The 14,380-nt window shown below is 68.1% G+C and carries 13 protein-coding genes and 1 tRNA gene; 11 read left to right on the forward strand and 3 right to left on the reverse strand.

The features are described from left to right. Positions 1-49 precede the first annotated feature (49 nt). Both SD460_RS11640 and SD460_RS11645 read left to right on the forward strand, forming a co-directional pair. Entirely contained in the window at positions 50-1,312 is a 1,263-nt protein-coding gene (locus SD460_RS11640) for an MFS transporter (protein ID WP_290049736.1), read from the forward strand. A gap of 73 nt (positions 1,313-1,385) precedes the next feature. Further along, complete coding sequence (locus SD460_RS11645) at positions 1,386-1,568, forward strand: hypothetical protein (RefSeq protein ID WP_290049737.1); 183 nt, start codon at positions 1,386-1,388, stop codon at positions 1,566-1,568. Between the two features lie 47 nt (positions 1,569-1,615). Here the strand turns inward: SD460_RS11645 and SD460_RS11650 are convergent, their stop codons facing one another. Next, a complete protein-coding gene (locus SD460_RS11650; protein WP_290049738.1) occupies positions 1,616-4,507 on the reverse strand; it encodes an AfsR/SARP family transcriptional regulator in 2,892 nt (963 codons plus the stop codon). Positions 4,508-4,655: 148 nt separating this feature from the next. On the opposite strand from SD460_RS11650, the gene SD460_RS11655 reads away from it, so the two are divergent. The 4 genes from SD460_RS11655 to SD460_RS11670 are packed head-to-tail and all read left to right on the forward strand — an operon-like array spanning position 4,656 to position 7,484. After that, positions 4,656-5,249: a vWA domain-containing protein gene (locus tag SD460_RS11655; protein WP_290049740.1), complete on the forward strand. Its 594-nt coding sequence runs from the start codon at positions 4,656-4,658 to the stop codon at positions 5,247-5,249. 40 nt (positions 5,250-5,289) lie between these two features. Next, on the forward strand, positions 5,290-6,210 hold the full coding sequence (locus SD460_RS11660; protein WP_290049741.1) for a hypothetical protein: 921 nt from the start codon (positions 5,290-5,292) through the stop codon (positions 6,208-6,210). Between the two features lie 15 nt (positions 6,211-6,225). Beyond that, entirely contained in the window at positions 6,226-6,576 is a 351-nt protein-coding gene (locus SD460_RS11665; protein ID WP_290049742.1) for a hypothetical protein, read from the forward strand. Further along, positions 6,573-7,484, forward strand: a complete 912-nt coding sequence (locus tag SD460_RS11670; RefSeq protein ID WP_290049744.1) for a hypothetical protein — start codon at positions 6,573-6,575, stop codon at positions 7,482-7,484. The genes SD460_RS11665 and SD460_RS11670 overlap by 4 nt, the downstream gene beginning before the upstream one ends. Before the next feature lie 478 nt (positions 7,485-7,962). Here the strand turns inward: SD460_RS11670 and SD460_RS11675 are convergent, their stop codons facing one another. Both SD460_RS11675 and SD460_RS11680 read right to left on the reverse strand, forming a co-directional pair. Next, on the reverse strand, positions 7,963-9,414 hold the full coding sequence (locus tag SD460_RS11675; RefSeq protein ID WP_318306141.1) for a HEPN domain-containing protein: 1,452 nt from the start codon (positions 9,412-9,414) through the stop codon (positions 7,963-7,965). Positions 9,415-10,054: 640 nt separating this feature from the next. Continuing rightward, positions 10,055-10,127, reverse strand: a tRNA-Arg gene (locus SD460_RS11680). A 274-nt stretch (positions 10,128-10,401) separates the two neighbouring features. On the opposite strand from SD460_RS11680, the gene SD460_RS11685 reads away from it, so the two are divergent. The 5 genes from SD460_RS11685 (at position 10,402) to SD460_RS11705 (ending at position 14,304) form a co-directional block, all read left to right on the forward strand. After that, on the forward strand, positions 10,402-11,055 hold the full coding sequence (locus SD460_RS11685) for a response regulator (RefSeq protein WP_003087851.1): 654 nt from the start codon (positions 10,402-10,404) through the stop codon (positions 11,053-11,055). Between the two features lie 3 nt (positions 11,056-11,058). Then, positions 11,059-11,667, forward strand: a complete 609-nt coding sequence (locus SD460_RS11690) for a trimeric intracellular cation channel family protein (RefSeq protein ID WP_290049749.1) — start codon at positions 11,059-11,061, stop codon at positions 11,665-11,667. 67 nt (positions 11,668-11,734) lie between these two features. Further along, the gene (locus SD460_RS11695) at positions 11,735-12,427 is read left to right on the forward strand and encodes a response regulator transcription factor (RefSeq protein WP_290049750.1); all 693 of its coding nucleotides are present in this window, start codon (positions 11,735-11,737) and stop codon (positions 12,425-12,427) included. Continuing rightward, positions 12,424-13,833, forward strand: a complete 1,410-nt coding sequence (locus SD460_RS11700) for a sensor histidine kinase (protein ID WP_290049752.1) — start codon at positions 12,424-12,426, stop codon at positions 13,831-13,833. The genes SD460_RS11695 and SD460_RS11700 overlap by 4 nt, the downstream gene beginning before the upstream one ends. 45 nt (positions 13,834-13,878) lie before the next feature. Then, positions 13,879-14,304: a hypothetical protein gene (locus tag SD460_RS11705; protein ID WP_290049754.1), complete on the forward strand. Its 426-nt coding sequence runs from the start codon at positions 13,879-13,881 to the stop codon at positions 14,302-14,304. Positions 14,305-14,380 lie beyond the last annotated feature (76 nt).

Genomic DNA, 14,380 nt, shown 5'->3' on the forward strand with positions numbered 1-14,380 from the left:
CGTAACTCCCTGCTTCCACCGGTGTCACCGAGCGTCCAGGCTTCGAGGTGTGCCAAGACTCCTCACCGGCCTTTCGCTGGGCTACTTCCTGGTCATGCTGGACACGACGATCGTGACGGTCGCGCTCCCGTCGTTGTCGCCATCGCTGGCGGACCAGCAATGGATTTCGAACGGCTACACGCTGACGTTCGCGGCGTTCTTGCTGACGGCGGGCGCGTGGTCCGACCGGTTCGGTGCCCGCCGGGTGTTCTTCACCGGCTTGGTCGCTTTCGCTGTGCTGTCAGGGTTGTCCGCTGCCGCGTCTCCGTCCTTTTTGATCGCTCTCCGCGCACTGCTGGGTGTGGCCGGGGCCTTGCTGGTCCCGTCCTCGCTGTCCTTGATCGCGACGGCTTACCCGGTGCCTTCGGCGCGCGCCAAGGCGATGGGGGTGTGGGCGGCGGTGAGCGGCACGGGCCTGGTCGCGGGCCCGCTGCTGGGCGGCGTGCTGACGGAGGCGTTCGGCTGGCGCGCGATCTTCGCGGTCAACGTCCCGGTGGCGCTGATCGCACTGGCGCTGTCCCGCTCCGCGCCGTCGGCGCCGCCCAAGCCGCGCCGGCTGGACGTGGTCAGCCAGCTGTCGGCGATAGTCGCTTTGTCGACACTGACGTATGCCCTGGCCGAAACCGCTTTCTGGGCTCTGCTCCCCGCGGCAGCGGCGGCGCTGGTGTTCCTCCGGGCCCAACGCCGTCCGGGCGCGATGCTCCCACGACGTCTCGTGTCCTGGGGCCTGCTGGCGGGCGCCATCGTGAACTTCGGGCTGTCGGGTGTCCTGTTCGTCCTGTCGCTGTACTTCCAGCAAACCCGCGGCTACGCCCCGTCGGCCACGGGTTTGGCCTTCCTTCCGCTCACCATCCCGACGGCGTTCAACCCGATCTTCACCGGCCGCCTGGTCGCCCGCGTCGGGCCGCGTTTCCCCGCGGTGGCGGGCTTTTCCCTGATGACACTGGGAACGCTGCTGCAGGCGTTCGCGCCGGCGCTTTCGGTACCGGCACTGGCATCGCTGGGGTTCGGCGTCTCGCTGGCGATCCCGTCCCTGCTGACCGCGGTGGTCGGCTCGGCCCCGCCGGAGCTGTCGGGAATCGCGGGTGGCGCGCTGAACGCGGCCCGCCAGACGGGCGCGGTCCTGGGCGTTGCCGTCCTCGGCGTACTGGCCTCCGGAATGTCAACGGCTTTCGCGTTGACCGCCGCGGCTGTGATTTTGTCCGGCGGCGCTGTTTCCTGTTTCCTGTTCCTGCGTGAAACGGGAAACCCCTGGTCGGTAAAGGGCGCTTGACGAATCCTGGTTGCAGGGCCCGGAAATTACTCCGGAATCCCCTGAAAAAACCATTCCCGAGGAGGGATTCGTCATGTCCTTGCCCAGAAAGCTGGCCAGAATCGGTGGCCCCGTGCTCGCGCTCTGCATCATCGCGGCGGCGCCGCTGATCGGCTCCGCCACGGCGTTCGCGGACGGCGACGACACCACACCGCCGCCGGTCACCACGACCACGCCGCCCCCGGCCGGGACCAACGGCAACCCCTGGCACGGCTGACGCGCACCGGGCCGGCCGGGCCGGGGGCGGCCGGCCCGGACCGCGGTTCACCGCGTGGCGCAGGCGCATTCCCAAGCCGCGCGCTCTTCGCGCAGTTCTTCGGCGGCGGGCAAACCGAGTTCGGTGAACGCGGCCACAGCGGCGTCCCAGTGCGTGACGGCGTCGTCGTGCGCACCCATCGCGTGCAGTGTTTCCGCGACGCGCCGGTGCGCGCGGGCCTCGTAAGTCCGGTTCCCGTCGCCGGCGGCGAGGTCCAAGGCGGCCCGTCCGGCGGTGAGCGCGTCCCGGTGCGCGCCCCGGGCGAGCGCCGTCGCGCTGCGGTCGAGGTAGAGCTGCGTGCGCAGGTCGGCGTCCGGCACGTTGGCCGCCACCTCTTTGGCCTTGTCGTGGTAGCGCACGGCTTCGGCGAACTTCCCGCGCTGGCGGTGCACGTTGCCGATGTTGTTCAGCGCGTAGGCCTCGACGCAGTGGTCGCCGACTTCGGCGGCGTGGGCGTGCGCTTCCGTGTAGCTGCGCAGCGCTTCGGCGAGCAAGCCGAGGTTCTCCTGCACCGAACCGAGGTTGTTGAGCGCGTGCGCCACGCCTTGGACGTGGCCGATCTCCCGCAGCATCCGCGCCGCGGCTTCGTGCTGGCCCAGCGCGACTTCGAGGTTGCCGTGCAGTTCGTTGAGGTAGCCGAGCATGCTCAGCGCGTGGGCTTCGCCCCGCCGGTCTTCGCTCAGCTCGTACTTCTCCAGCGCGGCCTCGAGGTGGGCGATCGCCTGCTCGTGCTTGCCCAGCTCCATGGTGGGGATCGCGAGCGCGCACAGCGTCGCCGCTTCGCCCCGCGCGTCCCCGAGGCGGTGCCACTTCGGCAGCGCCTGGGCGGCGAGCTCGAGGGCCTCGGCGAGCCGTCCGCGCCGGTCGTTCGCGGTCGCCAGCCGGAGCAGCACGTGCGCCTGACCGTAGTCGTTGCCCGGGTCGGCCGACACGGTCCGCCAGGCGAGCTCGAGCGTGCCGATCCAGTCCTCGAACTGGTTGGTCGTGTTGAAGTAGCGCCACAGCAGCACGGCGAGGCGCCAGGTGTGTTCGGGCAGGTCGTGCCGGGCGGCGTAGTGGATCGCGGCCACGAGGTTGTCCCGCTCCGCGGCGATCCACCGCAGGCCGGCGGCTTCGTCCGCGAAAGCCGGCGTGACCGGGCAGGACCGGTCCGACGCCGGCAGCTGGGCCCGGTCGAACGGGTAGGCGGCGCCGACCGCGGCCGCGAGCGTGACCAGGTAGAAGTCGAGCAGCCGCAGCAAAGCCTGCCGGGGCGCCGGCTCGACGGCGGCGTACTCCTTGAGCGGGTCCAGCATCTGGTACCGCTCGGGCGCCGCCTCCTCGAGCAGGCTGACTTCGTGCAGGTCGTCGAGCAGCCGCCGGGCGTCGGCGACGTCGCACCCGGCCAGCGCCGCACCGCCGACGACGTCGACGTCCGGCCCGGGCAGGCCGCCGAGCAGCCGGAACATGGCGCGCTGCGGCTCGCCGAGCTGCTGGTAGGACACCCGGACGGCGGCGATGCCGTCGTCCTCGCCCCAGGGCCCGTCCTGTTCGAGCAGGTGGAGCAGGTGGTCCAGCGGCCACCGGTCGTGGCGCCGGAACAGCGCCGCCGCCACCCGGATAGGCATCGGCAGGAACCCGCACCGCTTGACGATCAACGCGACTTCGGCCGCCCGCCCGCGCACCCGCGACGCGTCGGTCAGGGCGAGGAACAGCTCGGCGGCCTCCTCCGGCGGCAACGGCGACAGCCGCACCGGCTCGCCGGTGTCGCCCATCCGCCGGCTGGTGACGATGGCGAGGCAGCCGCCGTCTTCGGGCAGCAGCGGGCGGATCTGCTCGGCCGAGGCGGCGTTGTCCAGGACGACCAGCGTGCGCGTGCCCCAGAGCGTGGTCTGGTAGAGCGTGACCTTCCGGCCGACGGTGGCCGGGATCTGCTCGGCCGGCACGCCGAGCTCGAGCAGCAGCTCGGTGAGCGCGTCGCCGACGCTGGTTTCGGGCACGCCGGGGGTGAACCCGTTGAGCCGGGCCAGGAGCTGGCCGTCCGGGAACCGGTCGCGCAGCCGGTGCGCGGCTTCGATGGCGAGTCCGGTCTTGCCGACGCCGGGTGCGCCGCTGAGCCAGACCGCACCCCGCCCGGCCACGGCGGCCGTCTCGATCTTGGCGAGCTCCCCGGCCCGCCCGGTGAACGCACCGGGCCGCGACGGCAGCGAGCTCGGCGGATCGCCGTGTTCGGCGCGCGCGGCGAGGTTGCGCAGCACGGGACCGGGCTCCATCCGCAGTTCGGCGAGGGCGGCGCGGGTGCCTTCGAACACGCGCAGCGCCCCGACCTGGTCACCCCCGGCGAGCAGGGCGCGCATGAGCAGTCCGGCGTGCTTCTGGCTGGCCGGATCGGTCCGGACGAGCGGCCGCAGCCGGTCGCGCGCCGAGCGGTGGTCACCGGTGCCCAGCTCCAGCTCGGCGAGGTCACCCACGGCGTCGGAGAGGCTTTCCTCGGGGAACGCGACCTCCGGCCCGCCGACGCGGTCGATGTCGATGTCCTCGAGGAACCGCCCCCGCCACAACCCGACGGCCTCCCGCAGCAGCTCGACCTTCCGGCGCGGGTCGTCGGTCCGCCCGGTTTCGGCACGCAGCCGGTCGAACCGGGCGGTGTCGAGCTGGTCCTCGCCGACGCGCAGGAGGTAGCCGGTCGGGGTGGTCTCGATGCCGACGCCGAGGTCGCGCAACCGCTTGACGTAGCTGCGCACCAGCGTGGGTTTGGTTTCCCGGCCGGTCCAGACGATCTCGGCGAGGCGGGCGCTCGACACCGGCTTGTTGGCGTTCAGGAGCAGCACGACGAGGACGAACCGCTGCTGCTGGTCACCCAGCGGCACCGGCACGCCGTCGTGCCACGCCTCGAGCGGGCCGAGCATCCGGAACTCCACGCGGCCTCCCCGCTGTCAGCTTGCTGTCCTCTTTTGACATCGCGCAATCGGCCGTCAGGGTTTCGAAAATCCGCATTTCTTCCACGTTCGATACACGCGCGCTTGTCAAGCTCTGCCCGGTCGAATCAGGGGTGAAGGAGAAACGGGTATGGGGTCCGACGTGTTGCCGTGTTACGTGGCGTGCGACATCTCGCTGTCGATGGCCGACCACATCGACGAGCTGAACGCCGGCCTGCGCGAGTTCCGCGGCGCGGTCCACGCGTCGCTGCTGGATCGGGTGCTCTGCAGCATGATCGGCTTCGGCGCCGAGCCTGCCCTGGTCCAGCGCCTGCTGCCGATGGACGCCTTGGCCGAGCTGCCCACCCCCGGGGCGTCCGCGGGCACCGACTTCGGCCCGGTGTTCACGTTCCTGCGCACGGCGATCGAGGCGGACGTCCGCGCCCTGGCGGCGCACCGCCTGCTGGTGCACCGCCCGTTGGTGTTCTTCCTGTCCGACGGCCAGCCGACCGACCCGGTGACCTGGCCGTCGGCCTTCTCTTCGCTGGTCGATCCCGCGTGGGCCGACCGCCCCCGAATGGTGGCGTTCGGCGTGGGCGACGCGGACGAAGAGGCGTTGAGCCGCATCGGCACGTTCCGTTGCTACCTGAGCCGCGACGGCATCCGCCTGGGCACGGCCCTGATCGCCTCGGTGATGCACGTTCTGTCCACTTCTCGTCCACCGGCCGGCCGCACGCTGTCCTGAAGGGGGTGACGGCCCATGGAGACGCACTGAAGGAGAGCCGATGGTGGAGCGGGCGGAGCTGGTCCAGGAGCTGAAGACGCTCCGGAAGGGCCGAGGCCTGGCGGGCCGGGTGGACGACCGGGTGGGTCCGTTCTTGCGGTCGGCCTGCGCGGTGGCCGACGGCGACGGAATGGTGGCGATCCGCGAGAAGGTCTCCGGCCGATTGTCGTCGCTGGCTTCCCACCTCCCGGAGGACCTGCGGGTAGCGGCGTTGGCGGCCTTCGCGATCTCGACGGAGGCCCGCCACCCGCTGTACCAGGACCGGGTCCGCTGGGCGGCTTCCCGCCTGGATCGTGATCCCCGCACGGTGCGGCGGCGGGTGGACGAGGCGATCGAGGTCTTGGCGGAGCTGGCATCGTCTTCGCCGGTCTTCGCGGAGTCGGCCGACAGCTGGCACACGGCGTCCCTGGCGGTGTCTATGGTGCTGGACCAGGGAGCGCCGATGGTCCTCGAGCAGCGCCGGATAGTGGCCGACCGCGACGGCTTGAGGTCCATCGACCTGGCGGTCTCCCTCCCGGACGGCCGTGCGTCGTTGTCGACATCGGTCCTGTACGGAGGTCGGTTGGTGGACCGGGGTATGGAGGCGACGGACCGCTGGGGCTTCGGGTTGTCGTTGCCACGGCCCTTGACCCGGGGCGAGTCTTGGGAGTCGGCGGTGCTGTTTCGGTTGCCGTCGGTTTCGTCGTTGCGCCCGTACATGGTGTGCGTGCCGCGGCAACCGTGCGAGTCGTTCGACCTGCGGGTGAGGTTCGAGGGCCGGCCGGAGGTCCGGGTGCTGGAGGGAGCGTTCCAGAGCGACGTGTCAGATCCGGCTTACCGGGGGCGTCCGCATGAGGTCGACTCCTCGGGGGAGATCCACTTGAGGTTCCAGCGTCTTACGCCGGGGTTGGCGTATGGAGCGCGGTGGTCGGATCAGGCCTGACTATTCTGCTGCCTCGTGACACGACGTTCGCCGAAGCAGCTGGTCGGCCGGTGGCGGCTGGTGGCCATGAGCGGCTGGGGCCCTGAAGCGGTCGACCTGGACGGCCCCGGTTTCATCGAGTTCGCCGCCGACGGGACCGGGCAGGTCGGGTTCATCGCCGTCACCGGGTGGCTGGACTGCCGTGCGATCGAGCGCGACGGTTCACCCGGCGTCGAGTTCACCTGGGAAGGTGTCGACGAGGGCGACCAGGTCAGTGGACGAGGCTGGGCGGTCCTGGTCGGCGACACGATCGAGGGGCACCTGTTCTTCCACTTGGGAGACGACTCGAGCTTCCGAGCGAAGCCGTTCACCGGCGGTGAGTCGTGAGCGAATACCAGTACTACGAGTTCCTGGCGATCGACCGGCCATTGGACGACGCCGAACAAGCCACGATCCGGTCGTTGTCCACGCGGGCGACCATCAGCGCCACCAGCTTCGTGAACGAGTATGACTGGGGCGACTTCAAGGGTGATCCGCGCGATCTGATGGAGCGCTACTACGACGCGCACCTGTACGTCGCCAATTGGGGCAGCCACCGCGTGATGTTCCGCCTGCCGGGTGGCTCGCTCGAGCTGGACGTCGTGGAGGACTACTGCGTCGGCGTCGGGGTGAGCGCCTGGGAGACAGGCGAGTTCATCGTGCTCGATTTCACCAGCGAAGACGACGACGAGGATTTCGACTACGACTCCGAGAGCTTGCTGTCGGCGATCGTCGGAGTCCGTGCCGAACTCGCCGCCGGCGACCTCCGACCGCTTTACCTCGCCTGGCTGGCTGCTTACGGCGCTTGGGAGCGCGACGAGGACGCCTTCGACCGTGAAGCCGACGACGATCTCGAACCGCCGGTTCCGCCCGGGTTGGGCACGCTCACCGCGGCGCAGCGAGCGCTCGCGGACTTTCTCCGTCTCGACGACGACCTCCTAGCCGTCGCGTCCGAGGCTTCTCCGCCGCTCGACGCCGACAATCCCGACGACCTGGCTGCTTGGGTCATCGACCTGCCGGCCGCCGAGAAGGACACGCTCCTCGCCCGGGTCATGCTGGGTGAAGGCGTACGAGTGCGGATGGAGCTGCTGCACCGCTACCGCGGTGACACCGCTCCGGCCGACCCGCGCCCAGCCCGCCGGACCGTGGCCAACCTGCTGGACGCCACGGCAGGTCGGCGGACAGTTGGCGAACGTCGCGTAGCGCGCCGGCACGCTGAAGCTGGGGAACGCGCGCATTCAGTGGCGCACGAGTGACGACTCGACAGCAGGCCACCCTCGATGGCGGACCTGGGGAAAGAACAATTCCATCCTGCGAAGGGTGCTGTCCCGGCCTCTTACCGCGCAATTGCGCGAAGGGACCGCGCGTCTTTTGGCGGGTGAGTGGCACAACTGCGCGACGCGACACTCATAACCGGAGAAAGCGGGCTCAGTTCTTGTGCCCCCGGCAGGATTCGAACCTGCGACACCCGCTTTTGTGGATCACGTCTTCTGTTGATCGTCGAGATTGATCGACATGTGCCGCCACCTGGGCAACCTGTCGGCTGCGGTGAGCTCGTACCCCTGGTTACTTGCGGTCATTTCGCGACCATTGGCGAGGGTAAAGCGTGGGCAAGGGCTCGACTGTTCGATGTCGGTCGCGACAGAACACCGAACACCTGAATCGAGGGCCCCCTCGCGCTAATTTGGTCGTCATCAGACCTGCGCACTGGGCTTCGAGAATAAGTTGATTCGCTTAATCGCCTTTCAGGCGAGTTGTGCTCGCCTTTGATTTCCTGAAAGTTTCAAATCGAGAACCGGGCCACGGGTAGCGACAGTTGTCCATGTTTGCAAGGTCAAATATAAACTTCTGGTGATCGTGCAGTTTGGAATGCAGAAAATCTTTACTGACGCCAATTTCGAGTAAAAGAATGATTCGAAGAGCCCAGTCCATCGATTTTGCAAGCTGATAGTAGCGGTCGGTGCGTTCCTGGTAGTCGGGCACCGGTTTCGCGAAACGGTGTGCTTCGAGATTCCGGGCGGCTACGACCAGTCGAATCCATTCGCTGTGATCGATCCCGATTAATCCAGGGGCGACTTCCTCGACGGGGGGCAAGATTTCTTCCAGTCGCTCACCGAGCGTTTTCTCGTTGAAAATCTTGAACTTGTCCGTAAGTCTGACGACTGCCTGGGTGCCCTCTGCTTTGCTGACCTCTCCCATTTCGATTAGCTCTTCAATAATCATCTGTGCCGATCTCTTTGCAATCTTTCGCGTCCGGTTTGTTGAGATTGCAGGAAATGGCTTGGACTCTTCGTGGCACCGGTAGTGGATCCCTTCGAGGCAGCTTGCGCTCGCCAGAAGGGCTGCTTCGATTGTCATTGTTTCAAACTTGTCGCGACTTGCAATGTCGGGAATAGGTGCGAGCTTATCAAATAGGGAAAGTGCGTCGGCCATAATTTCCAAGCTGAGAGCACTTAGTGGCAAGAGGCACTGGCTCAGATGGAACTCCGATGCTGGGGAGACACCCCGGAATCTGACTAACTCTGCCCAGTCTTCGTGATCGTTGGTCTGCAGCTGGACGCGCTTGTCAACTCCTATTTCGACATCGGTCCAAAGTCGAAGTAGGGTGATGATTCGATTCCAGTACCTGCGGTCAAGATCTTTGAGGATGAGGCCATTTTCTTCCGATGGTGTCATTTCTAGCCATCCAATTCCGCCTTCCAGTGCTCCCTTCATTCTGCCTTGGAATTTGTGCATCGATATCTCAACGTTGTTTGGGTTAGAAAATAGCCTTGGACAATGCCGTGTAATAGGGATTGATACTCGAACTCTGCGAAAAACTGTGTTATCGGGTAAGATGTGGGCGCCGATAATTGCCTGCGTGGCCGTAAAGCTCTGCGTGTTGAACTCGTGTGGGTTGTCGTCGGCCCGGGCGTCTATAAGGGTTACAATCCGTCCATCGTCCAGCTGGCCGTGGATTGGAGTAGGGTTATAGTCAACAACAATATCCTTCGGATTCCCAAACTCTGTTGCCATAAATTGGCCAGTTACTATTCGGCGGACTGACCTCGGCGGCTGAAGGACTCCATCTAGGTCGAGCTGTAGTCCCGGACTGGTGATTGTCGCCCGTCCGGTAGTGCTCAACGAGCCCGGAATCCAGAATTCGCCCTGGCTCCCATCAAAATCCACGTTGAGAGGTTCTAGCATTGTGAGAACATATCACTGCGGGTCGGATCGCAGGGCTACTGCGAACAGTCACCAGATGCAGCTCTCAATCAAGTGGGTGGCCTTTCGGCATCTCGACGACCTGGCGCAGCCCGATCACGCTGTGTCAAGGGGGCACTTTCCGATCAACCGCCGCTTACCTGTGCGGCTGCCCCCTTGACACAGCGTGATAGCCCTCCGGGAGGTTGTCGAGATGCCGTTTGGCCGCACACGGACGCGACAGCCGCGCACGTCCGGCCATCTCGATGATCTGCCCGTCCGGCGAGGACATTCTTTCTTTCTTCTTGAGCTGTGGCTCCCGGTGCAGTCGCCGGCCGGTCGCGTGGGTGCCGGAGGCGGGCCCCGCGCGTGCCGGCCGATAGCGGCGCGGCCCCGGAGGGGCCGCCTTGAACAAGAAAAGAAACTCTATGATGCCGGCCTGACCGCTCGCGAGATCGCCGACTATCTGGGACACGAGCGAATCAGCACGACTCAAGAGGACTACATGGAACGCGGTGTTGTCGGCGAAGACGTCGGTCCGGCTTTGGCTGAGCGTCCGAAGATCGAGCTTCCCAAAGAAGAGGGTTAAGCGAGGGTTGGCCTAGCGCGAAGCCCCTGGTCATGACCCCGACCAGGGGTTTTGTGCCCCCGGCAGGATTCGAACCTGCGACACCCGCTTTAGGAGAGCGGTGCTCTATCCCCTGAGCTACGAGGGCCTGCTACTGCCGATGCAAGCTTAGCTTGCCCGGACGGTCTACGAGACCAGGGGCTCGGATGGAGCAGCCCGACCTCCGTAGTCACCCAGGTGAGTGGTTCTCCTGGCATCCGAGCCAAGCCAGTACACCCCGCCGGACAGCCCACCGCGCCTGACCTGGACGGACCAGTCGGTCACCTGGTCGTGTCTGGTTTCGAACTGCTGAACAACAGTAGGTAACCTTCGTTAACGGGACGCGGGGAGCCGCCTCCTACTGGCTGTTGCGGAGGGCTTCGTTGATCAAGCTCATGTTCGCCGACGACGAGGAACTGGTGCGCTCGGGGTTGCGCGCGATGATGTCCGGGGCCCAGGACATCGAGATCGTGGGTGAAGCCTCCGACGGCAGATCCGCAGTCGAGGTCGCGCGGCGGTACCACCCGGACGTTGCCCTGCTCGATATCAAGATGCGTGCTCCTGACGACGGCATTCGCGCGCTCAGGGCCATCCTCGCGCTGCCCGATCCCCCGACCGTGGCCATGCTGACCACTTTCGACATCGACGAGTACGTCAGCCTCGCGCTGCGGCTCGGTGCCAACGGCTTCCTCCTCAAGGACATCGATCCCGCGGCGCTCCTCCGGGCCGTGCGGGACCTGGCCAGGGGTGGGGCCGTGCTCGATCCCGGGGTGGCCGCGCGGATGGTTCAGTCGCATCGGGACGAACAACGTGCTGCTCAGCCCGCTCGCAAGCTGCTCGCTTCGCTGTCCGAACGGGAGCGTGAAGTCGTCGCGCTCATCGGGCAAGGGCTTTCCAACGCCGAGATCGGGGGGCGGCTCCACCTGTCCGAAGCGACCGTCAAGGGGTACGTCTCTGCCGTGCTCTCCAAGATCGGGGCCGCGAACCGGGTGCAGGCCGCGCTGCTGGCCTACCGCGGTGGGCTGCTCGACCAGTAGAACATGCTGCTCACGGCGCTGGAGTTCGTCGGGCTCGTCGCCTTCGCCGCGTCCGGGGCGCTCGCCGCCGTGCGGGCGCGGCTCGATGTCTTCGGGGTGGTCGTGGTGGGGCTCACGACCGCGCTCGGGGGCGGGGTCATCCGGGACGTCCTCCTCGGCATCCACCCGCCGACGACGTTGCGGAACTGGCCCTACCTCGCCGTCTGCGCCGGGACCGCGCTCGTCGTCTTCGCCTTCCACCCGCAGGTCGCGCGGTTGCGGCGGGGCGTCCTCCTCGCGGACGCGCTCGGGCTCGGGGTCTTCGCCACCGCCGGGACGACCATCGCGATCGACGCCGGCGCGACCGTGTACGCCGCGTGCCTGATCGGGATGACGACCGGGATCGGGGGTGGCGCCGTGCGCGATCTGCTGCTCCGGGAAATCCCCCTCGTCCTGCGGAAGGAGATCTACGCCGTGGCCGCGCTGGCCGGGTCGGTGCTCGTCGCCGTCGGTCACGCTCTGCGGCTGCCTGCCGGGCCGGTAACCGTTTTCTCGGCCGCCGCCGTGGTCGCCGTCCGCATCATCGCGCTGTGGCAGCACTGGAACGCCCCCGTCGCGCGGGCGCCGGAGTGAGCATTCTCTTTGTTAGTTCTGTGTGTGTTCTTAGGCGAGTCTCAGCACGCTGAGTAAAACTGTCGCCATGCGCATCCTTGTGGTGGACGACGACCGCGCCGTCCGTGAGTCGCTCCGGCGGTCCCTGGAGTTCAACGGCTACCAGGTCCAGCTGGCCAGCGACGGTGCGCAAGCGCTGGAGGCCATCATCGCCGACCGGCCGGACGCCATGGTCCTCGACGTCATGATGCCGCGGCTGGACGGCCTCGAGGTGGCCCGCCGCCTGCGCAGCACCGGTGACGACCTGCCGATCCTCGTGCTGACCGCGCGCGACACCGTCTCCGACCGGGTGTCCGGCTTGGACGCCGGCGCCGACGACTACCTGCCGAAGCCGTTCGCGCTGGAGGAGCTGCTGGCCCGGCTGCGGGCGCTGCTGCGCCGCGCTTCGCCGGACGCACAAGCCGGGCAAGCCTCGGAGATGCTGTCCTTCGCGGACCTGACGCTCGACCCGGGTACCCGGGAGGTCCGCCGCGGCGGCCGGGAGATCAGCCTGACCCGGACCGAATTCGCCCTGCTCGAACTGTTCCTGTCCTACCCGAAGCACGTCCTCACGCGTGGCCGGATCCTGGAGGAAGTATGGGGTTACGACTTCCCGACGTCGGGCAACGCGCTGGAGGTCTACGTCGGCTACTTGCGCCGCAAGACGGAGGCCGAGGGGGAGCCGAGGCTGATCCACACGGTGCGGGGGGTGGGGTACGTCCTGAGGGAAACCCCGCCGTGACCGAGCCCGGCGATCCCCGGGGCACGCGCTGGGGGACGCGCCGGTTCTCCCTGCGCGGCCGGGTGACGCTGCTGGCCGCCGCTTGTGTCGCGGGCGCCGTCGCGCTGGTGTCGATCGGCGCGTACATGGTCGTTCGCAGCAACCTGTACCAGCAGCTCGACGACAGCCTGATGGCGCGCGCGCAGGCCGCCGCCGACTCGCCGCAGGTGCAGACCGAGCTGCGGCAGGTCCCGGGCGCGTTCCTGGCCAGCGCCGACCTGCAGATCGGGCAGCTCAGCGCCGCGCCCGACGTCGCGCACGCCGTGATGACGTACCCGCTGTCGAGCTCGGCGCCGCCGTTCGGCCAGGACGAGCTCGCCGTCGCGAACGGCGACTCGCCCGAGTCGATGCGGACGGACTTCCGCACCGACAGCCGCGTGGTCGCGCTGCCGACCGGGCACGGCGAGGCCATCGTGCTCGCCCAGTCGATGGGGCCGACCAAGCGCACGCTGAACGAGCTCGCGCTGGTGCTGTTCCTCATCGGCGGCGCCGGCATCCTGGTCGCCGCCGCGGCGGGCACCGCGGTCGCGCGGACCGGCCTGCGCCCGGTCGAGCGGCTGACGTCGGCCGCCGAGCGCGTCGCCAAGACCGGCGACCTGCGGCCGATCCCGGTCAGCGGCGACGACGAGCTCGCGCGCCTCACCACGAGCTTCAACACGATGCTCGGCACGGTGGCGGACTCGCAGGAACGCCAGCGCCAGCTGGTCGCGGACGCCGGCCACGAGCTGCGGACGCCACTGACGTCGCTGCGCACCAACCTCGAGCTGCTGCTCTCCGCGAGCAAACCGGGCGCGCCGCCGCTGCCGGACGAGGACCGGATCGACATCGTCGCCGACATCAGCGGCCAGCTCGACGAGCTGACGCAGCTCATCGGCGACCTCGTCGAGCTCGCGCGGCAGGACGAGCCGCGGGAGCGCTTCGAACGCGTCGAGCTGCTGGACGTCGTCGAGCGGGCCCTCGACCGGGCGCGGCGGCGCGCGGGCGAGATCCACTTCGACGTGTCGCTGCAGCCGTGGGTGCTCACCGGCGACAACAGCTCGATCGAGCGCGCGGTGCTGAACCTGCTCGACAACGCGGTGAAGTTCTCGCCGCCGGAGTCGACGGTCTGGGTGCGGCTGTACCCGCTCGGCGACGGCACGGCGGTCGTCGAGGTGGCCGACGCCGGGCCGGGTATCGCCGAAGAGGACCTGCCGAAGGTGTTCGACCGCTTCTACCGCTCGTCGGAGGCGCGGACGCTGCCCGGGTCGGGTCTCGGCCTGGCGATCGTGAAGCACGCGGCCGAGCGCCACGGTGGCGCGGTGTACGCCTCGCAGGCACCGGAAGGCGGCGCGTTGATGACGATTCGGCTGCCGGGGGCGCCCGGCTGAGCCGTTCGCGAGACACCGCGGGCGGGCGTCGGCCAGGATCGGCCGATGCCCGCCCGTGAGCTGGTCCGCCGTTGCCTGGTCGCGGCGGTGAGCGGAGTGCTGGGGACGCTGGCCCTGTGGGCGCTCCCGGCGAAGGACCTGTGCACCGGAGCGGCGTGCTTCTTCGTCGCGCTCCTCGCCGTACCGCTCATGGTGCTCGGTGCGGGGCTGCTCGCGTACGCGCTCATGGCGCTGGCCCGCGTGCGTCCGGCCTGGCCCGTCGCGCTCGTCGGGCCGGCCACCCTGCTGGCGGTGACCACGACAGTGGTCGTCCCGGGGTCGCTCCCGGCGTTCCTCGCCCTGATCGCCGGCAGCTACGCCTTCGCGGCCCTCGTCACCGCGGACGAGTTGCCCAACGCGTGGCGGGTTGCGCTCGCCGCACCTGTGGTGGTGTTGTTCGGCTGGGGCGTGGTGCTGCCGATCGTGCTGTGACCTGCGGGTTCAAAAGTTCACCCACGCCGGCCCTGCGGATCCCGTGTTGAATCGTGTAGGATTTTGTGTGGTTGGG

Source organism: Amycolatopsis solani (assembly GCF_033441515.1).
Classification (GTDB): domain Bacteria; phylum Actinomycetota; class Actinomycetes; order Mycobacteriales; family Pseudonocardiaceae; genus Amycolatopsis; species Amycolatopsis solani.